The 21700-nt window shown below is 68.6% G+C and carries 22 protein-coding genes; 14 read left to right on the top strand and 8 right to left on the bottom strand.

Going from position 1 to position 21700, the window contains the following annotated elements:
- Positions 1-74: 74 nt before the first annotated feature.
- The 4 genes from sigE to tatB all read left to right on the top strand — a co-directional run bounded on the left by sigE (position 75) and on the right by tatB (position 3319).
- Positions 75-695, top strand: coding sequence for an RNA polymerase sigma factor SigE (sigE, locus tag LX13_RS00325; RefSeq protein ID WP_253659338.1), 621 nt, complete (start codon positions 75-77; stop codon positions 693-695).
- 158 nt (positions 696-853) lie between these two features.
- Positions 854-1294 (top strand): anti-sigma factor, encoded by a 441-nt coding sequence (locus LX13_RS00320; RefSeq protein WP_253659337.1) that lies wholly within the window; start codon positions 854-856, stop codon positions 1292-1294.
- Positions 1291-2811: a S1C family serine protease gene (locus LX13_RS00315; protein WP_253659336.1), complete on the top strand. Its 1521-nt coding sequence runs from the start codon at positions 1291-1293 to the stop codon at positions 2809-2811. Before LX13_RS00320 ends, LX13_RS00315 begins: the two co-directional genes overlap by 4 nt.
- Before the next feature lie 34 nt (positions 2812-2845).
- Positions 2846-3319, top strand: coding sequence for a Sec-independent protein translocase protein TatB (gene tatB, locus LX13_RS00310; RefSeq protein ID WP_253659335.1), 474 nt, complete (start codon positions 2846-2848; stop codon positions 3317-3319).
- A gap of 32 nt (positions 3320-3351) precedes the next feature.
- On the opposite strand, the gene LX13_RS00305 is transcribed toward tatB, so the two are convergent.
- The 4 genes from LX13_RS00305 to LX13_RS00290 form a co-directional block, all read right to left on the bottom strand.
- On the bottom strand, positions 3352-4509 hold the full coding sequence (locus tag LX13_RS00305) for an Mrp/NBP35 family ATP-binding protein (RefSeq protein WP_253659334.1): 1158 nt from the start codon (positions 4507-4509) through the stop codon (positions 3352-3354).
- A gap of 48 nt (positions 4510-4557) precedes the next feature.
- On the bottom strand, positions 4558-5889 hold the full coding sequence (locus LX13_RS23355; RefSeq protein ID WP_308214684.1) for a PraA/PraB family alkane oxidation protein activator: 1332 nt from the start codon (positions 5887-5889) through the stop codon (positions 4558-4560).
- 132 nt (positions 5890-6021) lie between these two features.
- The gene (locus LX13_RS00295) at positions 6022-6603 is read right to left on the bottom strand and encodes a DUF1003 domain-containing protein (protein ID WP_253659333.1); all 582 of its coding nucleotides are present in this window, start codon (positions 6601-6603) and stop codon (positions 6022-6024) included.
- A complete protein-coding gene (locus LX13_RS00290) occupies positions 6600-7898 on the bottom strand; it encodes a magnesium transporter MgtE N-terminal domain-containing protein (RefSeq protein ID WP_253659332.1) in 1299 nt (432 codons plus the stop codon). Before LX13_RS00290 ends, LX13_RS00295 begins: the two co-directional genes overlap by 4 nt.
- A 56-nt stretch (positions 7899-7954) precedes the next feature.
- Here LX13_RS00290 and LX13_RS00285 point away from each other — a divergent pair, with 56 nt between their 5' ends.
- The 6 genes from LX13_RS00285 to LX13_RS00260 all read left to right on the top strand — a co-directional run bounded on the left by LX13_RS00285 (position 7955) and on the right by LX13_RS00260 (position 14156).
- Complete coding sequence (locus LX13_RS00285; protein ID WP_253659331.1) at positions 7955-8908, top strand: HpcH/HpaI aldolase/citrate lyase family protein; 954 nt, start codon at positions 7955-7957, stop codon at positions 8906-8908.
- The gene (locus tag LX13_RS00280) at positions 8905-9399 is read left to right on the top strand and encodes a YflT domain-containing protein (RefSeq protein WP_253659330.1); all 495 of its coding nucleotides are present in this window, start codon (positions 8905-8907) and stop codon (positions 9397-9399) included. The genes LX13_RS00285 and LX13_RS00280 overlap by 4 nt, the downstream gene beginning before the upstream one ends.
- A gap of 311 nt (positions 9400-9710) precedes the next feature.
- Positions 9711-11129 (top strand): extracellular solute-binding protein, encoded by a 1419-nt coding sequence (locus LX13_RS00275; RefSeq protein WP_253660503.1) that lies wholly within the window; start codon positions 9711-9713, stop codon positions 11127-11129.
- On the top strand, positions 11126-12142 hold the full coding sequence (locus LX13_RS00270; protein ID WP_253659329.1) for a carbohydrate ABC transporter permease: 1017 nt from the start codon (positions 11126-11128) through the stop codon (positions 12140-12142). The genes LX13_RS00275 and LX13_RS00270 overlap by 4 nt, the downstream gene beginning before the upstream one ends.
- 8 nt (positions 12143-12150) lie before the next feature.
- A complete protein-coding gene (locus LX13_RS00265; RefSeq protein WP_253659328.1) occupies positions 12151-12981 on the top strand; it encodes a carbohydrate ABC transporter permease in 831 nt (276 codons plus the stop codon).
- Positions 12982-12983: 2 nt separating this feature from the next.
- Positions 12984-14156 (top strand): ABC transporter ATP-binding protein, encoded by a 1173-nt coding sequence (locus tag LX13_RS00260; RefSeq protein ID WP_253659327.1) that lies wholly within the window; start codon positions 12984-12986, stop codon positions 14154-14156.
- A 42-nt stretch (positions 14157-14198) separates the two neighbouring features.
- Here LX13_RS00260 and LX13_RS00255 read toward each other — a convergent pair whose 3' ends face one another.
- Entirely contained in the window at positions 14199-15056 is an 858-nt protein-coding gene (locus LX13_RS00255) for a chromosome partitioning protein ParB (RefSeq protein WP_253659326.1), read from the bottom strand.
- Complete coding sequence (locus LX13_RS00250; RefSeq protein ID WP_253659325.1) at positions 15046-15756, bottom strand: metallophosphoesterase family protein; 711 nt, start codon at positions 15754-15756, stop codon at positions 15046-15048. Before LX13_RS00250 ends, LX13_RS00255 begins: the two co-directional genes overlap by 11 nt.
- Positions 15757-15796: 40 nt before the next feature.
- Between LX13_RS00250 and LX13_RS00245 the strand changes: the two genes are divergently transcribed.
- Positions 15797-16381: a suppressor of fused domain protein gene (locus LX13_RS00245; protein WP_253660502.1), complete on the top strand. Its 585-nt coding sequence runs from the start codon at positions 15797-15799 to the stop codon at positions 16379-16381.
- A 4-nt stretch (positions 16382-16385) separates the two neighbouring features.
- On the opposite strand, the gene LX13_RS00240 is transcribed toward LX13_RS00245, so the two are convergent.
- On the bottom strand, positions 16386-17453 hold the full coding sequence (locus LX13_RS00240) for a magnesium and cobalt transport protein CorA (RefSeq protein ID WP_253659324.1): 1068 nt from the start codon (positions 17451-17453) through the stop codon (positions 16386-16388).
- A 179-nt stretch (positions 17454-17632) separates the two neighbouring features.
- Between LX13_RS00240 and LX13_RS00235 the strand changes: the two genes are divergently transcribed.
- Genes LX13_RS00235 through LX13_RS00225 form a run of 3 tightly spaced genes read left to right on the top strand, consistent with a single transcriptional unit; the run spans position 17633 to position 20508 of the window.
- Positions 17633-18778, top strand: a complete 1146-nt coding sequence (locus LX13_RS00235) for an NAD(P)-dependent malic enzyme (protein WP_372499847.1) — start codon at positions 17633-17635, stop codon at positions 18776-18778.
- Positions 18779-18787: 9 nt separating this feature from the next.
- Positions 18788-19729: a glycine betaine ABC transporter substrate-binding protein gene (locus LX13_RS00230; RefSeq protein WP_253659322.1), complete on the top strand. Its 942-nt coding sequence runs from the start codon at positions 18788-18790 to the stop codon at positions 19727-19729.
- Between the two features lie 2 nt (positions 19730-19731).
- Complete coding sequence (locus LX13_RS00225) at positions 19732-20508, top strand: MBL fold metallo-hydrolase (RefSeq protein ID WP_253659321.1); 777 nt, start codon at positions 19732-19734, stop codon at positions 20506-20508.
- On the opposite strand, the gene LX13_RS00220 is transcribed toward LX13_RS00225, so the two are convergent.
- Entirely contained in the window at positions 20482-21669 is a 1188-nt protein-coding gene (locus tag LX13_RS00220) for a hypothetical protein (protein WP_253659320.1), read from the bottom strand. The genes LX13_RS00225 and LX13_RS00220 overlap by 27 nt on opposite strands.
- Between the last annotated feature and the right edge of the window lie 31 nt (positions 21670-21700).

The following is a 21700-nucleotide window of genomic DNA, read 5'->3' as shown; positions in this document are numbered from 1 at the left end:
GGAACAAACCCTCAGGGGCTCGAGTTGCCAGCAGTGATCCCCACATCTCACCAGAGGAAAGTGGAGCCGCGCAGATGACCGAATCTCCCCAGCTCAGCAACGACACCGACGTCACCGTCGTGGGAGGAACCGCGCGCTTCGACGAGACCGGCGACGGCGCCCTGATGCCGTCCTGGGACGAACTGGTCCGTGAGCACGCCGACCGCGTCTACCGCCTGGCGTACCGGTTGTCCGGCAACCAGCACGACGCCGAGGACCTCACCCAGGAGACCTTCATCCGGGTCTTCCGCTCGCTGTCGAACTACCGCGCGGGCACGTTCGAGGGATGGCTGCACCGCATCACCACCAACCTCTTCCTGGACATGGTCCGGCGCCGCGCGAAGATCCGCATGGAGGCGCTGCCCGAGGACTACGAGCGCGTCCCCGGCACCGCCCCCGACCCGGAGCGCGTCTATGTCGAGGCAAATCTCGACCCCGACCTGCAGCAGGCGCTCGACGCGCTGGCCCCGGAGTTCCGTGCCGCGGTCGTGCTGTGTGACATCGAGGGCCTGTCCTACGAGGAGATCGCCACCACGCTCGGCGTGAAGCTCGGGACCGTGCGCAGTCGCATCCACCGCGGCCGCCAGGCCATCCGCGACCACCTCGCGTCGAACGGCCACACCAGCAGCCGTTCGGTCGCCACCCCGGCGCTGTAGCCGCACCCCCGGGAACCCTGCGGGCTCCCGGTTCGTTGATCTCGAGGTCGGGCTGATGGATGCTCGGCACGCCGGATGTGGGTTCGCTATCGTGGTCGATGGTCCGCGAGCAGCGGGCCACTCCCATCCGGGCCGAATCGCGAAGAGGGGTGATCGAGATGACCGACCGAAATCGTTGGACACCTGCGAACTCGTCGTTCTCGCCGAACGCGTCCTACCGTGCGCCCGGCTCAGACGGTGGCCGGTCGTTCGCATCGACCGATCACCTCGCCACCGAGGCGATCGCCGCGTACGTCGACGGCGAACTCCGGATGAACGCCCATCTCCGGGCCGCCCGTCACATCTCGGCCTGCACCGAGTGTGCCGCCGAGGTCGAGGCCCAGACCTCCGCCCGCAGCGCGCTGCGCTCCTGTGCCGACGTGACCATGCCCGTCGATCTGCTGGGTCAGCTCAACCAGATCCCCACCCGTGAGATCGATCTGCGCAGCGCCCTGGCGCGTCGCGAGGCCGAGCGCACCGACGAGCGCCGCGTCCCGCGTGGTCCGCTGTCGGCCCCCGGCTTCCCCATCCACCGTCCGAGCCGGTGGCGTAATCGTTGACCTCTGATCAGCAGTCCGGCGGCCCCACACCGTCGGACCCCGGTCCCGACGGTCCGTCACGTCCGCCCACGGGCGAGTCGCAGCCGACGCAGCGTCGTCCTCGGCACTCACCGATCTCACCCCAGACCGTGGCCGTGTTCGGGCGACCCGACGGCGTGGCCGGATCGTTTGCCGCCTCCGACCAGGTTCGCACCGGACCGCGACAGCCCGTGGTCGCCGACCCCGACCCGGTGCTGCGCGAGGCCTTCGCCCGACCGTCCGACGACACCGCCTCGCTGCAGCGCGACCCGGACTCCCGGTTCGGCGAGACCGAGCAGCCCCCGGTCCCCGCGGACCCGTGGCGCGACCCGGCCAGCATCGCCGCGATGGACCGCCCGGCGGTCGACCGTCCGACCGCTCCCGTGCCGACCGTTCCCGGACGCAAGCTCGGCGCGCGTGAACTGCTCTTCGACCGCATCGTCAGCTGGCGGGCGTTGGCCCTGCTCGCCGTCATCGCGGTGCTCATCGGCGGCATCGGGGGCCTGCTGGGCCGCGTCACCGCCGAGGTGACGCCACCGTTGAACTCCGACTCGGTCTCACTCGGCAAGGGCGAGTCCACCCCCGGCGGAAATCGGGGACAGGTGGCCCGCGTCGCCTCGGCGGTCGAGAAGGCCGTCGTCGCCATCACCGTGAGCACGTCGAGTGCGGTGGGCACGGGGTCCGGGGTCGTCCTGGACAAGAACGGCTACATCGTCACCAACAACCACGTGATCTCGCTCGCCGCGACCCAGAAGGCGAAGCTCGAGGTCACGTTCTTCGACCGTCAGCGGGTGCCCGCCCGCATCGTCGGCCGCGACATCCGCACCGATCTCGCGGTGATCAAGGTCGACAACATCGACAACCTCACCACCGCGGCCCTGGGCAACTCCGACGACCTGGCCATCGGCCAGGAGGTCATCGCCTTCGGATCGCCGCTCGGTCTCGATCGGACCGTCACCAGCGGCATCGTCAGCGCCACCCACCGTGCGGTCCCGCTGCGCCCCGACGACACCTCCGACACCAACGCCGTCATCGACGGGATCCAGACCGACGCCGCGATCAACCCCGGCAACTCCGGTGGACCCCTGGTCGACGACGACGCCAAGGTCGTCGGCATCAACACCGCCGGCCTCGTACCCGGCGGTGGTTCCATCGGTCTCGGTTTCGCGATCCCCATCAACGAGGTCCGCGGTATCGCCGAGGAACTGATCCGCGACGGTCGCGCCGTGCACGCCCAGATCGGCGTCAACACCAGTTCGGTGCGCAACGACCGGGTGCTCGGCGCCCAGGTCCGCAACGTGGTCGACGGATCGCCCGCACAGCGCGCGGGGCTGCGTGAGGGTGACGTCGTCACCGAGTTCGACGGACGCCCGATCGACGGCGCCGACGAGCTGACCGTCGCCGAGCGCACGTCCACACCGGGCAAGAGCATCCCGATCAGCTACTGGCGCGACGGGCGGACCTTCGACACCACCATCACGCCCGCGACCGACGCCTGATCGTCTCGCCGAGACCCCGGAGTAGCCTGAAACCGTGTTCAGCAGCGTCGGTTGGGGAGAGCTCCTCATACTTCTGATCGCCGGTCTCGTCATCCTGGGCCCGGAACGCCTTCCCGGAGCCGTCACCTGGAGCATGAAGTCGCTGCGTCAGGTGCGCGAGTACGCCACCGGCGCGACCAGTCAGCTCAAGGACGACCTGGGTCCCGAGTTCGAGGATTTCCGGGCGCCCCTCGCCGAGCTCAACCAACTGCGCGGGATGACTCCGCGGTCGATCATCACAAAGCACCTGCTCGACGGCGACGAGTCGTTCTTCACGGGCAACTTCGACGACACCACGAAGATCAAGCCGGTGTCGGCGCCGATGCCCGAGATCACCCCGGCTCCCGCGGTGTCGATGGACAAGACGTCGGTCGCCAAGGCGACCACGAACGCCGCGGACCCGGCCTTCGACCTGGACCGACCGGCCACACCGCCGCGTCGCGAGGTCACCGACTGGGACGCGACCTAGCCCCACCCCCGGACACGGGACGCGCGCGCCGTCTAGAGGTTGCGCGCGGTGTCGATGCCCAGGCTCATGCCGGCCAGACCACGCCTGCGGACCGCCAGACGCTCGGCCACCTCGAGCAGCGCCGAACCCGCGGCCGACTCCGGCGCCGAGAGCACCAGCGGCATCCCCGAGTCGCCGCCTTCACGCAGGGCGGTGTCGAGCGGGATCTTGCCCAGCAGAGCGACGTCGGAACCGACTGCGCGGGTGAGGCGTTCGGCGACGATCTCGCCGCCGCCGGAACCGAACGGCTCGATCCGGCTGCCGTCGGGCAGCTCCATCCACGACATGTTCTCCACGACACCGACGATCTTCTGACGCGTCTGCAATGCGATCGCGCCCGCGCGTTCGGCGACCTCGGCGGCGGCCTGCTGCGGGGTGGTGACCACGAGGATCTCCGCACCCGGGATGAGCTGGGCGATCGAGATGGCCACGTCGCCGGTGCCCGGGGGCAGGTCGAGCAGCAGCACGTCGAGGTCGCCCCAGTAGACGTCGGCGAGGAACTGCTGCAGGGCACGGTGCAGCATGGGTCCGCGCCACACGACCGGCGTGTTCCCGCTGGTGAACTGCGCGATCGAGATGAACTTCACGCCGTGCGCCATCGGCGGCATGATCATCTTCTCGACCTGGGTCGGCTTGGCGTCGTTGCCCATCATCCGGGGCACGGAATGGCCGTAGATGTCGGCGTCGAGCACGCCCACGGTGAGACCGCGTCGGGCCATCGCCGCGGCGAGGTTGACCGTGACGCTGGACTTGCCGACGCCGCCCTTGCCGGACGCGACGGCGTAGACGCGGGTCAGTGAGCCCGGCTGGGCGAAGGGGATCACCGGTTCGGCGCGATCACCGCGCAGGGACTTGCGGAGTTCGGTGCGTTGCTCGTCGTCCATGACGTCGAGTTCGACGCGGACCGCTCCGACACCGGGCACGTCTGAGGCCGCGTTCGTGACGCGCTCGGTGATCTCGGTGCGCAGCGGGCATCCCGAGGTGGTCAGGTAGATACCCACGTCGACACTGCCGTCCGGCGCCACGGCGATGGACTTGACCATGCCGAGATCGGTGATGGGTTTGCCGATCTCGGGATCGGTCACCTTCGACAGCGCGATCCGGATCGCCGATTCGGTGTCCGCGGGGGTTCGTGGGGAGTAGTCAGTCATCACCGACCAGAGTATCCGCCGCGATGAACGGGCCGGACCGGCGTCCGGCTACGCCAGGGCGAGCGCGGGTGTCGGGCGCAGTGTCAGCGAGCGAACCGTGCAGGTGCCGGTGCTCTCCGACGTCGTCGTGAGGGCCTCGGTCAGAGCGCCGGTCAGGACGACGGGTCCACACCGCGCCCCCAGCGCGTCGACGCCCACGTTCGACACCTCGACGGCCGTTGCGCTGGTCGGAGTCACCGTCCAGGGGATCCCCGCGGTACGGGCCAGGCCGCACAACGCGTTGGCGCCGCGGATCGCGGCCTTGCTGATGGTCGCGGTCGTCCCGTCGGTGCTGGTCTCGCCGGTGAGGTCGACCGTGCAGCTGACCGGCCCGGCCGGCGACGTGACCACGATCGTGGCCGGGGTGGTGAACCGGGTGCTCACCTTCGCGAAACGCGCGGCCGGTCCGTCGGCGGTGGACGGGGTACCGGGGGCCGACGGTGCGCCGGGGGCCGACGGTGCGCGCGGACGCGAGCCGGGCGCGGTGACCGGCGCGGACGCCTTGGTCGAGGGCGGTCGCTTCGGTTCGAGGATGCCCGTGGTGGGCATCGCCCCGGTGGAGTACGCCAACGCCCAGGTGAGGACGTTGGTGGCGTACTCGACGGAGTTGTTGTAGCGCAGCACCGAACTCACGCGGTGCGAGGCGGACATGATGTCGGTGACCCCGGAGCAGAGGTAGCGGCCCGCGGCGAGGGTCGCGTCGAAGATGTTGTTCGGATCGGCCTTGCCGTCGCCGTTCGCGTCGGTTCCCCACGCCGCCCAGGTGCTCGGGATGAACTGCATGGGTCCCATCGCCCGGTCGTGTGTCGCGTCGCCGTCGATGGCGCCCTTGTCGGTGTCGGTGATGACGGCGTTGCCCGCGAGGGTGCCGTTGAGGAGCGGACCCTCGATGGGGTTGATGGTGGTCCCGGAGGCGTCCACCGATCCGTCGCCCGCATGACCGGACTCGATGCGTCCGATCCCGGCGAGCAGGAACCAGGGGAGTTTGCAGGCGCTGTTCTCCGCACCGACACGGTCGGCCGCGAGCTTGTAGGCCTGCAGGACGAACCCGGGGATGCCCAGCGGTCCGGGCGGCAGCGTGGGTGCGAGCGCGCGGAGCGCCTCGACGGCCGCGGCGGGTCGCGCGGCAGGCGGTGCGAAGCCGGCCGGCGTCCTGGTCGTGCCGGGGAGGACCTGGGCGACGGGCGCCTCGGCGCGGACCTCGGCCGCCGCGGCCACCGACGCCGGTTGACGCTGCGCGCTCGAGGTGGCGGCTCCGAGGACGAACACCCCGATCAGGATGCTCGCGACACTCAACGACACCGCGCGACGCGGGAAGTGCTCACGAACGGAAGGGGGCACGGAAATCCGAGACACGTTGGGAAAGCTCCGTTCTCGCCGATCTTCACATCATCCCCCGACCCGGGACTGTGACCCACGATACATATGTGGTCACGGTGACGTAGCGGATCGGTCACAACCGATCGACGATGTTCAATCGTCGATCGGGTCGCGTTTCGAGCCGGCCTTGGACTCGCTCTTCTGGCCCTCGGTGTTCTTGCCCTCGGAGTTCCGGCGTTTCTCGGCCTTCTTGAGCTGTGTGGTCATCTCGGTCAGCAGGTCGTCGAGTTCCTTGCGCAGGTAGTCGCGGGTGACGGTGTCGCCGACGGCCAATCGCACGGCGGCGAGCTCGCGGGCGAGGAACTCGGTGTCGGCCTTGGTCTGCTCGGCCCGCATCCGATCCTCTTCGAGCGCCACCCGGTCGCGGTTCTCCTGCCGGTTCTGCGCGAGCAGGATCAACGGGGCCGCGTAGGCGGCCTGGGTCGAGAACGCCAGGTTGAGCAGGATGAACGGGTACGGATCCCAGCGGATGCTGATCGCGACGAGGTTCAGGGTGATCCACACGATGACGACGATGGTCTGGATGCCCAGGTACCGGCCGGTCCCGAGGAAGCGGGCCAGCCGTTCGCTGTAGACGCCGACGATGTCGGAGTCGAGGTGGAAACGGAACCGCCGGCGCCCGCTGCGAGGGGTGTCGAGCTTGCCGCGCGTCGTCCGCGACGCGTCCGGGCTCACGGAGCGACCTCGGCGGCCGCGGTGACGTCCTGCGGCTCGGTCTCACGCCAGTCCTCGGGCAGCAGATGGTCGAGGAGATCGTCGACGGTGACCGCGCCGAGCAGATGGCCCTCCTCGTCGACGACCGGTCCGCACACGAGGTTGTAGGTCGCGAAGTAGCGGGTGACGGTCTCGAGCGAGTCCTCGGGATTGAGGTGTGCGAGGTCGGTGTCGAGGATGCCGCCGACGAGGTTGGCGGGCGGCTCGCGTAGCAGCGCCTGCAGGTGCACGCACCCCAGGTACTTGCCGGTCGGGGTGGCCGTCGGCGGTCGCACCACGAACGTGAGGCTCGCCGACGCCGGCGTCAGGTCGATGTTGCGGGCCCTGGCCAACGCCTCGGCGATCGTGGTCGACGCGGTCACGACCAGCGGTTCGGGCGTCATCAGGCCGCCCGCGGTGTCGGGGGAGTGTGAGAGCAGTCGGCGGACCGGCTCGGACTCGACCGGATCCATCAGCTGCAGCAGTGCCTCGGCCTCGACGTCGGGCAGCTCGCCGAGGAGGTCGGCGGCGTCGTCGGGGTCCATGGCTTCGAGGACGTCGGCGGCGCGATCGACCTCCATGCGGCCGATCAGCGAGGTCTGGTCGTCGGTGGGCAGCTCCTGGATGACGTCGGCGAGACGTTCGTCGTCGAGCGCCGCGGCGATCTCCATCTGTCGCTTCGGCGGCAGCTCGCGCAGGGCGTTGGCCACGTCGGCCGCACGCATGCCGTCGAACTGCGAGAGCGCTTGCGCGACACCTTGTCCAGGTAATTCGAGGGCACTGTGGGTGAGGCCGCGGACGGTGTTCCAGTCCACGACATGCGTACCGCCGCGGCGGCCGAGTCGCGACCGGAGACCGCGCACGGCGACCCGCGAGACCGTCCAGTCGCGGGTCCGGTTGCGCTCGATGCCCAGGTCGACGACCGTCGCGTCGGTGGTCGCCAGCTCCGGGAGGTCGGGATCGACGATCCGGACACGGGAATCGAGGATCTGACCGATCGCCAGCGCCTCGCCGGGGCGCAGGTTGAGTCGACGCATGCTGACGGTTCCGGTGTTGAGCGTCACGGAGTTCGGTTCGATGGTGGTGACGCGCAGCATCGGCACGAAGATCCGTCGCCGCGTGGACAGCTCGACGGCGAGACCGAGCGCGCGCGGCTGGGCGGTGTCGTACCGCAGGGCGAGCACGAGGTCACGCACCCGACCGATCGATTCGCCGTCGGGGCCGAGTACCGCCAGGCCCGCGAGCCTGGCCACGAACACCTTGCTCACTGCTGCCATGGCTGTAAGGGTAGTCATCGCCCGTTGTGAAGCCGCTCGCGGAGAGGTCCATACGCATGCAGACACAGTCGTCGCCGGGTTCGCGACGGTCGGTGCTGGCCGTTCCCGGCAGTTCGGCCAAGATGCTCGGCAAGGCGCGCGATCTGCCCGCCGACGAGGTGTTCTGCGACCTCGAGGACGCGGTCGCCCCGAGTGAGAAGGAGGCCGCCCGCGCGACGATCGTCGAGGCGCTCGCCCATCCCGGATGGGGCAGGCAGCGACGGGCGGTGCGCGTCAACGGGTGGTCCACACCCTGGACCCACGACGATCTCATCGCGGTCGTGAGCGGCGCCGGCCCGCACATCGACTCCATAATCCTGCCGAAGGTGCGCTCGGGTGCGGAGGTCGTCGCGATCGACCTGCTGCTGACCCAGCTCGAGACGAAGTACGACCTCGTGGCGTCGGCCATCGGGATCCAGGCGCAGATCGAGGACGCGACAGCGCTGACGAAGATCGATGAGATCGCCTCGGCCAGTTCACGTCTGGAGGCGCTGGTGCTCGGACCGGCGGACATGGCGGCGAGCCTGGGGATGCGGACGCTCACCACCGGGGAGCAGCCCGAGGGATACGAGCGCGGCGACGCACACCACCACGTGCTGATGTCGGTGCTCATCGCCGCCCGAGCACACGGGCTCGCCGCGATCGACGGCCCGTACCTGGCCATCGAGGCGCGGGATGCGTTCCGTCGCAACGCAGCTGCGGTCGCCGCCCTGGGATTCGACGGGAAGTGGGTGATCCACCCCAGCCAGATCGAGGACGCCAACGCGGCCTTCGCGCCTCGTCAGAGCGACTACGACGCCGCCGAGGACCTGCTCGACGCCTATCGGGAGGCGACGTCGCGCCCCGGTGGCGCACGCGGCGCGGTGCGTCACCGCGGTGAGATGATCGACGAGGCAAGCGCTGCGATGGCCGAGGTGATCGCACAGAAGGGCCGCGCCGCCGGCCTGCAACGAGAGGACCACCAGACATGACCAACCCGATGCGACCCGGGCCCGCCCGCGGTACCCCCGGACTCCCCACGCCGCCCACCGGCTGGCCGATCGGCTCCTACGGCACCTACGCCGAGGCGCAGAAGGCGGTCGACTACCTGTCCGACGAGAACTTCTCGGTGGAGGACGTCACCATCGTCGGTGTCGATCTCATGCAGGTCGAGCGGGTGCTCGGCCGTCTCACCTGGGGCAAGGTGATCGGCGGCGGCATCGTGTCCGGCGCGTGGCTCGGACTGTTCTTCGGTCTGCTGGTGAGTCTGGTGGTGACCGGGAACGCAATCGTCCCACTGATTTTCGGACTCGTCGGCGGCATCGTCTTCGGTGTCATCTCGACCTCGATCCCGTATGCCGCCACGCGCGGGCAGCGCGACTTCGCCTCCACCATGCAGCTGGTTGCCGGTCGCTATGACGTGATCTGCGATCCCAAGAGCGCCGAGAAGGCCCGCGACCTGTTGGCGCGCACGTCGATCTGATCGGACCGCGTTACCACACCCGCCGCGATTCCCGACGCCGATCGCGCGGTGCGGCGCGGGCTCAGCCCGACTGGATGTGGCCGCACGGCGGCAATTTCGCATCCAGTTGGGACGATCATGCCGAATGTGTTGCGCGTCACGAATTGCCACATATAACGTAACGCCTCAGGCATTCGAAGGTGCACGCCGATCGTTGGTGCGTGTGCTCCGGTCGCAAGGAGGCGCACGTGGCGGGGAACAGGGTTTTCGGGGGCGGGCCATCCCGTCCGCACCAGGGGGGATTTTTTCGTCGCCCCGGTGCGTCGAAACTGATCGTCGCGGCGGTCGCGGCCGCGGTGGTGATCCCCGGGGTCAGCGCGTGTGGCTCCGGCTACACCACGGGCACGTTGAACGCGTACGCCCCGGCCGACGGCGCGACGTTCATCGACCAGGTCGGCAAGAAGTGCAGCGCCGCGTCCAACGGTGAGTACAACATCGTCACGCACGCGCTTCCCAAGGCGGCCGACGACCAGCGGTTGCAGTTGGCGCGTCGGCTCGCGGGTAACGACGCCGGCCTCGATCTCATGGGCATGGACGTCGTGTGGACGGCGGAATTCGCCGATGCAGGGTGGTTGGAGCCGGTTCCGAGTGATCTGGTGTCGCAGATCAGCAAGGAGTCCCTGCCCGGACCGCTCGCGACGGCCGAGTGGAAGACCAAGGACGACAACGACAAACGTCTCTACGCGATCCCGACGTGGACCAACACGCAGCTGCTCTGGTACCGACCCGACGTCCTCAAGCAGTATCTCGGCACCACCACGCCGCCGGCCACCTGGGACGAGGTGCTCGCCGCCAACGAGAAGATCCGCACCGCGTGGAAGGGACCCGGCCCCGCGCCAAGTTACGTCGAGGTCCAGGGCGCCCAGTACGAAGGGCTGATGGTGTGGTTCAACACGCTGCTGGCCAGTGCGGGCGGCGAGGTGGTCGACCCTGACGATCCGTCGAAGATCACGTTGAACGACACCCCGGAGCATCGTGCGGCGACCGAGAAGGCGTTGGAGATCCTGCGTTCGGTGGCCCGCGCACCGGGTAGCGATCCCTCGTTGAGCAACAACAAGGAGAACGAGGGACGTCTGGCGATGGAGAACGGTCTGTCCACCTTCCAGGTGAACTACCCGTTCGTGTTCCCCAGCATGAGGTCGAACGCCGCGGCAGGCGACGTCGCCTTCTTCCCCGAGATGAAGAAGTACGCAAACCTCTTCGCAGATGCGGACAACCCGCCCAAGGATTCCGAGTTGGGGCCGGTGAACAAGCTCGTGCGCACCCGGTTCGATTTCGCCCGCTACCCCGGGGTCAACCCGGGTACCCCCGCCAAGGCGACCGTCGGTGGTGTGAACCTCGCGGTGGCGAGCACCTCGAAGCAGAAGTCGTTGGCCTTCAAGGCGGCGCAGTGTCTGACGAACTCCGACGCCCAGAAGGTGTACTCGATCAGCGGTGGCACGCCTCCGACGATCGCATCCATCTACGACGACCCGGATTTCAAGCAGACGTACCCGATGGGTGACGACATCAAGGCCCAGCTCGAGGCCAATTCGTCGTCGATTCGCCCGGCTTCACCGGTCTATCAGGCGATCTCGACGCTGCTCGTCGCCAAGCTGAGTCCGCCCGGTGGGCTCGACCCCAAGTCCGGCGTCGACGTGTTGGCAGACCAGGTCCGCAAGGCAATCGACGGTAAGGGACTGATTCCATGACAACTGCCGATGGCGGGCTCACGCAGCCCGGCGGGCGGCACGCGCGCCCCGATGCCTCCGGCCCGACGCGGTCGCCGGCCCAGGCCCCGGCCCGGGCCGACGGTGGGGGAGCACCCCCCACCGCCAAGAACGTCAGTGACGGCAAACGCGCCGAGCGTCGACTGGGCCTGATGCTCATCGCACCCGCCGCGATCGTCATGCTCGCCGTGACCGGGTATCCGATCGTCTACTCGATCTACCTGAGCCTGTTCAAGGCGAGCCTGTCGGCGCCGGGTGAGAGTGAGTTCGTCTGGTTCACCAACTACGCGACCGCACTGAGTGACAGCTACTGGTGGACGGCGTTCTCGGTGACGCTCGGCATCACCGTCGTGTCGGTGGTGATCGAGTTCGTGCTCGGTCTGGCGATCGCGCTGGTGATGCACCGCACCATCTTCGGCAAAGGGCTGGTACGTACCGTCGTCCTGATCCCCTACGGCATCGTCACGGTGGCCGCGGCCTACTCGTGGTACTACGCATGGACGCCCGACACCGGGTACCTCGCGAACCTGCTGCCCACCGGTTCGGCGCCGTTGACCCACCAGATCCCCTCTCTGGCGGTGATCGTTCTCGCCGAGGTGTGGAAGACGACGCCGTTCATGGCTCTGCTGCTGCTCGCCGGTCTGGCGTTGGTGCCCGACGATCTCCTCAAGGCCGCACAGGTCGACGGAGCGGGTGCGTGGACCCGTCTGATCCGCATCACCATCCCGTTGATGAAGCCGGCGATCCTCGTCGCGTTGCTGTTCCGCACGCTCGACGCGTTCCGCATCTTCGACAACATCTACGTGCTCACCAAGGGTGCGAACACGACGTACTCGGTCTCTGTTCTCGGCTACGACAACCTGTTCAGGGCGTTCAATCTCGGTGTGGGATCAGCGATCAGCGTGCTGATCTTCCTCACCGTCGCGATCATCGCCGCATTGTTCATCAAGGGATTCGGCGCCTCGGCGCCCGGGTCCGACACCGAGGGGCGGTAGGTCCGAGCATGAACCAGACTGCTGGACGCAAGGTCGGTTGGTCCGTCATCAATCTGCTCGTCGTGCTCTACGCACTGATCCCGGTGCTGTGGATCGTGAGCCTGTCGTTCAAGACGACCGGCCAGGTGACCGACGGCAACTTCATCCCGAAGAGCTTAACCCTCGACAACTACAAAGGCATCTTCGACACCAGCACCTTCACGAGCGCGTTGATCAACTCGATCGGCATCGGCCTGATCACCACGTTCATCGCGGTACTGCTGGGCACGATCGCCGCATACGCGGTCGCGCGCCTCGATTTCCCGGGCAAGAAGCTGTTCATCGGAGCGGCACTGCTGATCGCCATGTTCCCGCAGATCTCCCTGGTGACACCGCTGTTCAACATCGAGCGGAAGATCGGCCTCTTCGACACGTGGCCGGGCCTGATCCTGCCGTACATCACCTTCGCGCTGCCGCTGGCGGTGTACACGCTGTCGGCGTTCTTCCGGGAAATCCCCTGGGAGCTGGAGAAGGCGGCCAAGATGGACGGCGCCACACCGGCTCAGGCGTTCCGCAAGGTGATCGCGCCGCTGGCCGCACCGGGCATCGTCACCGCGGCAATCCTCGTTTTCATCTTCGCCTGGAACGACCTGCTCCTGGCGATCTCACTGACGTCGACCGAGAACTCGATCACCGCCCCCGTGGCGATCGCGAACTTCACCGGTGATTCGCAGTTCGCCGAGCCGACCGGCTCCATCGCGGCGGCCGCCGTCGTCATCACCATTCCGATCATCATCTTCGTGCTCTTTTTCCAACGTCGAATCGTTGCCGGCCTGACCTCCGGCGCTGTGAAGGGATAACCATGGCCGACATCGTTCTCGACAAGGTGACCAAGAAATACCCCGACGGTTCGCTGGCGGTCAGCGAGGTGAGCATCGACATCGCCGACGGCGAGTTCGTGATCCTCGTCGGGCCGTCGGGCTGCGGTAAGTCCACGACGCTCAACATGATCGCCGGTCTCGAGGACATCTCCTCGGGCGAACTGCGCATCGGCGGGACCCGCGTCAACGAGAAGGCCCCGAAGGATCGCGACATCGCGATGGTCTTCCAGAGCTACGCGCTGTACCCGCACATGACCGTGCGCGACAACATCGCGTTCCCGCTCACGCTGGCGAAGCTGTCGAAGTCGGAGATCGCGGCGAAGGTCGACGAGGCCTCCCGGATCCTCGACCTCGGTCAGTACCTCGATCGCAAGCCGGCGAACCTCTCTGGTGGTCAACGACAGCGCGTCGCGATGGGACGCGCGATCGTGCGCGATCCCAAGGCCTTCCTGATGGACGAGCCGCTGTCGAACCTCGACGCGAAGCTGCGCGTGCAGATGCGCACCGAGATCTCGCGGTTGCAGCAGCGACTGGGCACCACCACGGTCTACGTCACCCACGACCAGACCGAGGCGATGACCCTCGGCGACCGTGTCGTCGTGCTGCGCGGCGGACACGTCCAGCAGATCGGATCACCGCAGGAGCTGTACTCGAATCCGGCGAACCTGTTCGTGGCCGGCTTCATCGGCTCGCCCGCGATGAACTTCCTGCCGGGCACGCTCACGGCCGGCTCCGTGCAGACCGCGATCGGTGAGATCGTCGTCCCCGATCACCAGAAGGTCGTGTCCAACGCCCAGTCGGTGCAGAGCAACGGCGAGGTGCTGGTGGGTATCCGTCCCGAGCACTTCGAGGACGCGAAACTGCTCGACACCCTGGCGCGCGGCAACGGTGGCACCTTCGCCGCCCACGTCGAGGTGCTCGAGTCGATGGGCTCGGACAAGTACGCCTACTTCACCGTCGAGGGCCAGCGGGCCTCGAGCGATGCGTTGGCCGAACTCGCGGCGGACTCCGGCGCCGACTTCGGGTCCAACCAGCTCATCGCGCGGCTCTCCCCGGAGTCGACGATCAGCAAGGGCCAGTCGGCGGAGCTGTTCTACGACACCTCCAAGGTCGCACTGTTCGATCAGGCCAGCGGGCACAACCTGCGTCTCTAGTACCCGCGACCGCAGTCACCACCACGCCGCGTCGTCTCGCCCTCAGGGCAGGCGGCGCGGCGCGCTGCTGCGCAGCTCGTCGATGATGTCTTCATCCCAGACATGTTTGCGCACAAGGCGATAGCGCTCGCCGGCCAGCCACTTGTACAGCTCGGCGTCGCTCGTGACGCCCGGCAGGACCTCGGCGCGGCGCGCCATCCGCACCACCGGCAGGAACTCCTCGCCGAACCATCGGCGGGCGATCTCGCCACGGGAGAGGAACTCGCCGATCTCCTGTGTCAGCCGGAACCCCCACGCCTCGACGGCCTCGGCCAGCTCGGCGTAGTGGAACGGGTCGTCGAAGGTGATCGCGTCGGCCTGCTTGCCCGCCAGCGGTACCCGAGCCAGGAACAGGCGGCGGTGGTCCTTGAGCAGCAGGTCGGACGTCGCGTTGATGCCGTCGGGTGAGATGCGGGTGTGGATCTCGGTGACGTAGGCGTCGAGCGTCTTGATGCGACGGGCGATCGCGATGGACACCCGGTGGTGCCCGTCGACGACGAAGTGCATCGACCCGATGCGGTAGAGGATGATCGGCGGTACCGATTCGCCGCGTCGCTGCGCGGCCGCCAGACGCTGCCACCGCGCTCGCACGCGTGCGGACGTGGGACGGAAGTACCGGTCGAAATCCCTTGTGCGGTCCACACTCCCGACGATCGTGGAGACCTCCACGACCACCAGGCCGACGTTGGTCTCACCGGTGCGGCCGAGCGCGGCCACGACCTCGTCGAACGGCAGGATGGTGTTGACGTCGGCGGGCGCCCTGGTGAACCACGCCGACAGGCGCGCGAGTTCGGCCTGTCTGCGCAGGCGGGTGAAGTCGTTCTCGGCGTCCGCGTCGGGGAACCCGGTGTCACGAGCCATGTCTGCGCCTCCGCACGGATATCCGACTACCGCCGGCGTCGATGTCGAAGACGGTGTAGCCCACGGTGTTCATCGACAGCGCGCCCGCCTCCGATCCGTCCACGGGGATCTGCAGATCGGCCGGGGTCATCCCGTACGGGTGGATGTGGCCGTGGACGAGGGCCTGCGGGCGGAGCGTCCGGACCAACCCGACGAGGCAGCGGAAACCGATGTGCGGGCCGTCGTCACCGTCGCCGTACCCGCGGGCCGGACTGTGGGTGAGCAGGATGTCCACCGGCACCGAGGAGCGTCGGGCGAGTCGTTGCCGCCACCGCAGCCGGTTCGCCCGGCGCCGCTGCGCGGCCTCGCGGTACTGGTTGGGGCCGTCGTTGTAGCGGATGGAGCCGCCCAGCCCGGCGATACGCAGACCCGCCACGGTGACCACCCGGCCGTCGGCGTTCACGGCGCCGCGCGGGCCGGGGTCGGGTGCCGGGAGGCCTGCGCGGACCCATCCGCCCCGGCCACGACGGAAACCGGAGAGGTCCCGATCGTGGTTACCGGGGACGAAGACACAGGGGGCGCCGCTGCGGGTGGAGAGCGTCTCGAGGTAGTCGAAAGGCAGGTCGCCGGCGCCGAGGATCAGATCGGGGGCGAGTTGTTCGACGAGACCGCAGGTCAGTGCATCGACCACCTCGTCGGCCACCGCGAGAACTCGCACCATGTGTCGAGGCTACCGGCAGGGAAGGTGTTGACTGATGACGATGAGCGAGCACGTCACCGATCAGATCACCGGCCACCTGCGGTCGGTTCTGTCCGCATCCCCGCAGAAGGCGTCCGTCACGTTTCTCGGCGTGGAGGCGGTGGACGTGCTGCGGTTCGAGACCGACACGCAGGTGGTCTACGCCAGCGTCGGGTGCGCCCGACACCCGATGACCGATCCGACCGACCTGGCCGCCGATCCGCTCCGCGGCCCGCGCGCGGAGATAGTGATCAGGATGGCGCAGAAACGGGAGTTGCCCGGACTGCACCGCAGCCTGGCCCTGCTGGCCGCCGCGCCGTCGGTCGAGGGGATCGTGCTGGTTCCCGACGCGCTCATCGACCTGGGCGAGCCCCTGTGGTCGGGATCGTCGTGCACCGCGGTGGTTCTCGAGCCCGACGACATCGAGGACTGCCCGCTGCCCGATCCGATGTCGGCGGTGACGTTCCTGCGCGCCGTGCCGGTCACCGGCAACGAGGCCGCGTGGGTCCGACTCCGGGGGGTCGAGGCCCTGCGCCGCGCCTGGGACGAGGCCGGGATCGACGTCGCCGACCCCGATCGGATCGCCGCCGATCCGGGCGCAGTCTGAGTCCTCAGAGCCAGTGGTTGCGCCGGAAGGTGCGCCACAACAGCACCGACACCACCGCGAGAAACGCCAGCACGCAGTAATAGAAGTAGTGCCAGTGCAGTTCGGGCATGTTGTCGAAGTTCATGCCGTAGATGCCCGCGACCATGGTGGGCACCGAGGCGATCGCCACCCACGAGGTGATCTTGCGCATGTCGGTGTTCTGCTGGATGCCGATCTTCGCCGAGGCGGCCTCGAGCAGCGACGTCAGCACCTCGTCGAAGGTGCTGATCTGCTCGGCGACGGTGGTGTGGTGGTCGAGCACGTCGCGCATGTAACGACGCACCTCCTTGGGACACAGTTCGTTGTCCGGCGAGGTGAGCCGCTGCAGCGGGACCGCGAGCGGCGCCACGGCACGACGGAGTTCGGTCATCTCGCGCTTGAGCAGGTAGACCGAGTCGATCTCGATGAGACCGCCGGGGGAGAAGATGCTCTCCTCGAGGGAGTCGAGGTCGGTCTCGACCGCGGCGGTGACGTCGAGGTAGGTGTCGACGACGTAGTCGGCGATGGCGTGCATGACGACGTAGGGCCCGAGGGCGAGACGATCCGGGCGCGACTCGAGTGCGTGCCGGACACCCTTGAGCTCGGTGAAGTCACCGTGCCGGACGGTGATGACGAAGTCGGGGCCGACGAAGATCATGATCTCACCGGTCTCGACCACCTCCTTGGTGGTGCTCAGCGACTCGTGCTCGACGTATTTCACGGTGCGCAACACGATGAACTGGGTGTCGTCGTAGCGTTCGAGCTTCGGTCGCTGGTGGGCGTGCACCGCGTCCTCGACCATCAACTCGTGCAGACAGAAGGTCTCGGCCACGCCGTTCATCTGCCGGTCGTCGGGAGCGTGCAGTCCGACCCAGACGAAGCCCTCGCCGGTGGCGCGGACCTCGGCCAGCGCCTCGCTGTACGAGCGTCGCCCGGACATACGGGTGCCGTCGACGTAGACGGCGCAGTCGACCACCGCACGGGCAGGCGGGATCGGGACCTGCGGTCGGGGTGCGCCCCCACCGCTCGGTCGTAGTGACGGCAACGACGGCATGGTGGGACCTCCTCGGGCGTGCGGTGCATCGCGTGGCCGCGGGGCGTGGCGGCCGCGGCCGATGGCCGCGACGCCATGGTACGGCCGCGGTCGGCGTGGGCCCTACGGGTAGCGTGTGCGCCGTGCCGAACACCGTCGTCAACGATGCCAGCGAATCGACCACTGCGAGCCCGACGCCGGTGGACATCACCCGCGACGACATCTTCGCCGGCCACGAGGGTGGCAAGCTGTCGGTCTCGATCACCGCTCCGCTCGACACCCGACGCGCACTGTCCATCGCGTACACGCCGGGCGTCGCGGAGGTGTCGCGGGCCATCGCCGCCGACCCCGAACTCGTCCGTCGCTACACCTGGACCGATCGCCTCGTGGTCGTCGTGAGCGACGGCAGCGCGGTCCTCGGTCTCGGCGACATCGGTCCGCGTGCCTCGCTGCCGGTCATGGAGGGCAAATCGGCCCTGTTCAAGAGCTTCGCCGGACTGGACTCGATCCCCCTCGTGCTCGACACCCAGGATCCCGACGAGATCGTCGAGACACTCGTCCGACTGCGTCCGTCGTTCGGTGCGGTGAACCTCGAGGACATCTCGGCCCCACGGTGTTTCGAGATCGAGAAGCGTGTCATCGAGGCGCTGGACTGCCCGGTCATGCACGACGACCAGCACGGCACCGCGATCGTCGTGCTCGCCGCCCTGAAGGGTGCGTGCACCCATCTGGGGCGTGACCGCCGCGACCTGAAGGTCGTCGTCTCCGGCGCGGGCGCGGCCGGGGTCGCCTGTGCGAACATGCTTCTCGCGGACGGGATCGCCGACGTCACCGTGATCGACTCCAAGGGGATCGTCTCCGCCGACCGGACCGACCTGCACGACGTCAAGGCCGACCTCGCGAGCCGCACCAATCCCGAGGGGCGCACCGGTGGCATCGCCGAGGCGATGGTCGGGGCCGACGTTTTCCTGGGGCTCAGCGCCGGGACGGTGTCGGAGGAGGCGCTTGCGACCATGTCCCCCGGGGGCATCATCTTCGCGCTGTCCAACCCCGACCCGGAGGTCCACCCCGACATCGCCCGGAAGTACGCCGCGGTCGTGGCCACCGGGCGTAGTGACTTCCCGAACCAGATCAACAACGTGTTGGCGTTCCCGGGTGTCTTCCGGGGCGCCCTCGATGCCCGTGCCCGACGCATCACCGAGACCATGAAGATCGCCGCCGCCGACGCGATCGTGGGGGTGCTCGGCGGTGAGCTGGCCGCCGACATGATCGTCCCCAGCCCGCTCGACCCCCGCGTGGCGCCCGCGGTCGCCGCCGCCGTGGCGGCCGCGGCCGGCGAGGTGTAAGTCGACACCGTGAGGCTCCCGTCCGTTCCCGTCCGTGCCGTGCAGACCGTCGTGGTGCTGCTGGCGTTGGTGATCGCCGGTGTCGCCTGCGGCGACTCGTCCGATACCGACACCGACCTGGTCATCGGGAGTGCACCGGGCGCCGCGCCTCGGGTGGCGGCGCAGATCTACGCGGAGGTGTTGCGGCACAACGGCGCCGCCGTGGCGTCCGACGTCGTGACGGCGAGCTATCCGCGTCTTCTTGCGGGTTTCGACTCCGGTCGTGTCGACCTCTTCCCTGCGTTCACCGGCACCCTGCTCGCCGAGCTGGCGCCCAACGCGACCGACACCGGTTCCGACGCCGTCTACTCGGCGTTGAACAGCGCTCTGCCGCAGGGCGTCTCGGTCGGTGACCCGACCCCGGTCTCCGATCAGCTACAGGTGGTCGTCGCCGCGTCCCTGGCCTCGTCGCGCGACATCGACGAGCTGTCCGAGTGCTCTCGGTTGCCCGCGGGGTTGCCCGTGGTCGGCGACCGCGCCCCCGACCCGGGGACGCTCGCGGCCCTCGGCGGCGTGGGCTGTCGCTTCGGGCCGTTCCGCCAGGTCTCCAGCGTGTCGGAGGTGGTGTCGGCGGTGACCGGCGGGAACGCGGTGGGTCTCGTGTCCACCCTGTCGACCGCGGGCACCGACGCGAACCTGCAGGCGCTCGCCGACGCCGCACAGCCGAGCAGCGGACGCCCGCTGGCCCCGGCCGCGCCTGCCGACGCCGCCGAACAGCCCGCCATCCGCGCGGAGAACCTCGTCCCGGTCTTCTCGACCGCGGCGCTGACGCGCGATCAGATCAAGGCCATCAACAAGGTGGCCGGCGAACTGACCACCGCGGACCTCGCGACGATGGCCGAGCGCGTCTCCGGTGATCCGGGCAGCGTCGGCACCGTCGTCGACAACTGGCTCGGCGAGCACAGCCTGTAGCCGTGCCGGACATCAGCTGGTGGGGACACTCCACCGTCACCGTCGCCGACGGCGGGACCCGCGTGCTCACCGATCCGGTGCTCACCGGAGGCGTCGCGCACCTGCGCCGTCGACGCGGTCCGGTGCCCGCGCCCGCCGCCCGCGACGCCGACGTCGTGCTCATCTCACACCTGCACTCCGATCATCTGCACGTGCGGTCCCTGCGGTCGCTGGCCGACGACATCCCGCTCGTCCTGCCCCGGGGCGCACGCGCCGCGGTACCCGGTCTGCGACTGCTCGCCGATCGGGACATCCGTGAGGTCGTACCCGGCGACGTCGTCGAGATCGGGTCGGTCCGGATCAGGGTGGTCCCCGCCGAGCACGACGGTCACCGGGTCCCGTGGGCACACCGCACGGTCACCCCGGTGGGTTACGTGATCGCCGGCACCGCGGTCACCTACTTCGCCGGCGACACCGACCTCTACGACGGGATGGCCGCCGCGGTCGGCCCGTGCGACGTCGCGCTGCTCCCGGTCGGCGGGTGGGGTCCCGGCCTCGGGGAGGGGCACATGAACTCGGCACGTGCGGCGCAGGCCGCGGCACGACTCGAGGTCGCCGACGCCGTCCCGATCCACTTCGGGACCCTCTGGCCGATCGGACTCGATCGCGTCGCACCGGACGAGTTCCTCCCACCGGGCGCGCAGTTCCGTGCCGCCGCGGCGCAGGCCGCGCCGGACACCACGGTGCACGAGCTCACACCGGGGCAGACACGCTCACTCGGAGGAGTTGCGCGCCGCTGAGACCCGCAGGGCCCGTCCCGCACGGCGTCGCAGCACCCAGATTGGGAACGGCTTGCGCTCCCGCAGGATCCGCAGCATTCGATAGCGGTCGTAGAGCGTCACGATCAGTGACAGCAACAGCAGGAAGAACAGGGCCGGAATCGGTGTGACCGAGGCCCCGCCCGGTGTCGGGAGGACGACCAGCGCCGCGACCACGCCCGCGTTGATCGCGCTGACGGCCACGAACTGCGCCAGTGTCGAACTCCACTGCGCCCCACGTCCGGCGAGCCAATGGCTGACCACCGAGTTGGCGACGATCAGTATCGCGACCGTCACCACGATCTGGGTACGGGTGGCGTTGACGCCGGGCAGGATCTGCGAGAACACGATGAGGATCATCGAGACCAGGATGATCTTCTCCAGCAGGGGTCCGCGGACGAACGCGTTCTGGCGGGCCCGGACCGTCGGCGGCACCTGGTCGACGTTGCCGCCGCGAGTGCGTTGTGAGACATCGAATCCGAACGGCCAGTCACCCGACGGGAGACGTCGCAGGCCGATTCGGGCGAGCACGACCAGGACGACGGCGAGCACGATGACGAGGCCGATCACCCAGAGGCGGTTGGTGACCGCGGTGCCCCAGCCGTCGGTGAGGGCCACCCCGAAGACCTTCGTCTTCAGTTCGTCGGTCACGTCGAGTTCGGCGATGTGCAGCCACCACTCCTGGGGCAGCTTGATGATCACCCAGATGCCGACCGCCAGCGCCAGCAGCAGACGTCGGCGCATCCGCGTGGGCGACCAGTGCGTGCGCACCACCTCGTAGGCGATGAAGAAGTACTCGAAGGTGTTGGGGAACACCAGGAGCAGCCAGCGGGCGTCGCTGAACTCGAACAGCACGACGCCGATCAGGCGGTAGTAGAACAGGAACCGCGCGATGCCGAACGCGAACGGATCCGACCAGTTCTGCAGCGTCGAGAGATACGCGATGGCCAGGTAGTAGACGTCGAGTGCCTTGTCGTACTGCTGGTATCCGTCGATGTCGAGTCCGGGCACCTGCTGGAAGACGGTCTGGTCGACCGCGTCGAGCACCAACGACGCGATGATCGCGGGGACCGGGAACCGGGGGATGAACAGCGGGACGATGAGTCGAAGAGCCACGACCGCCAACACCACCGCTGTACCCACCGCAGAACCCTATCCTCGGGTCCTGCGGCGG

Source organism: Williamsia maris (genome assembly GCF_024171815.1).
GTDB classification, from domain to species: Bacteria; Actinomycetota; Actinomycetes; order Mycobacteriales; family Mycobacteriaceae; genus Williamsia_A; species Williamsia_A maris.
This window is presented reverse-complemented; position numbering and strand designations above follow the sequence as displayed.

Bases quoted from the DNA above. Each gene is read 5' to 3' on its own strand.
- LX13_RS00320 (WP_253659337.1), top strand. From the start codon at position 854: ATGACCGACCGAAATCGTTGGACACCTGCGAACTCGTCGTTCTCGCCG.
- LX13_RS00270 (WP_253659329.1), top strand. From the start codon at position 11,126: ATGACAACTGCCGATGGCGGGCTCACGCAGCCCGGCGGGCGGCACGCG.
- LX13_RS00255 (WP_253659326.1), bottom strand. From the start codon at position 15,056: ATGGCTCGTGACACCGGGTTCCCCGACGCGGACGCCGAGAACGACTTC.
- LX13_RS00265 (WP_253659328.1), top strand. From the start codon at position 12,151: ATGAACCAGACTGCTGGACGCAAGGTCGGTTGGTCCGTCATCAATCTG.
- LX13_RS00305 (WP_253659334.1), bottom strand. From the start codon at position 4,509: ATGACTGACTACTCCCCACGAACCCCCGCGGACACCGAATCGGCGATC.
- LX13_RS00245 (WP_253660502.1), top strand. From the start codon at position 15,797: ATGAGCGAGCACGTCACCGATCAGATCACCGGCCACCTGCGGTCGGTT.
- LX13_RS00290 (WP_253659332.1), bottom strand. From the start codon at position 7,898: ATGGCAGCAGTGAGCAAGGTGTTCGTGGCCAGGCTCGCGGGCCTGGCG.
- sigE (WP_253659338.1), top strand. From the start codon at position 75: ATGACCGAATCTCCCCAGCTCAGCAACGACACCGACGTCACCGTCGTG.
- LX13_RS00280 (WP_253659330.1), top strand. From the start codon at position 8,905: ATGACCAACCCGATGCGACCCGGGCCCGCCCGCGGTACCCCCGGACTC.
- LX13_RS00285 (WP_253659331.1), top strand. From the start codon at position 7,955: ATGCAGACACAGTCGTCGCCGGGTTCGCGACGGTCGGTGCTGGCCGTT.
- LX13_RS00240 (WP_253659324.1), bottom strand. From the start codon at position 17,453: ATGCCGTCGTTGCCGTCACTACGACCGAGCGGTGGGGGCGCACCCCGA.
- LX13_RS00250 (WP_253659325.1), bottom strand. From the start codon at position 15,756: ATGGTGCGAGTTCTCGCGGTGGCCGACGAGGTGGTCGATGCACTGACC.
- LX13_RS00260 (WP_253659327.1), top strand. From the start codon at position 12,984: ATGGCCGACATCGTTCTCGACAAGGTGACCAAGAAATACCCCGACGGT.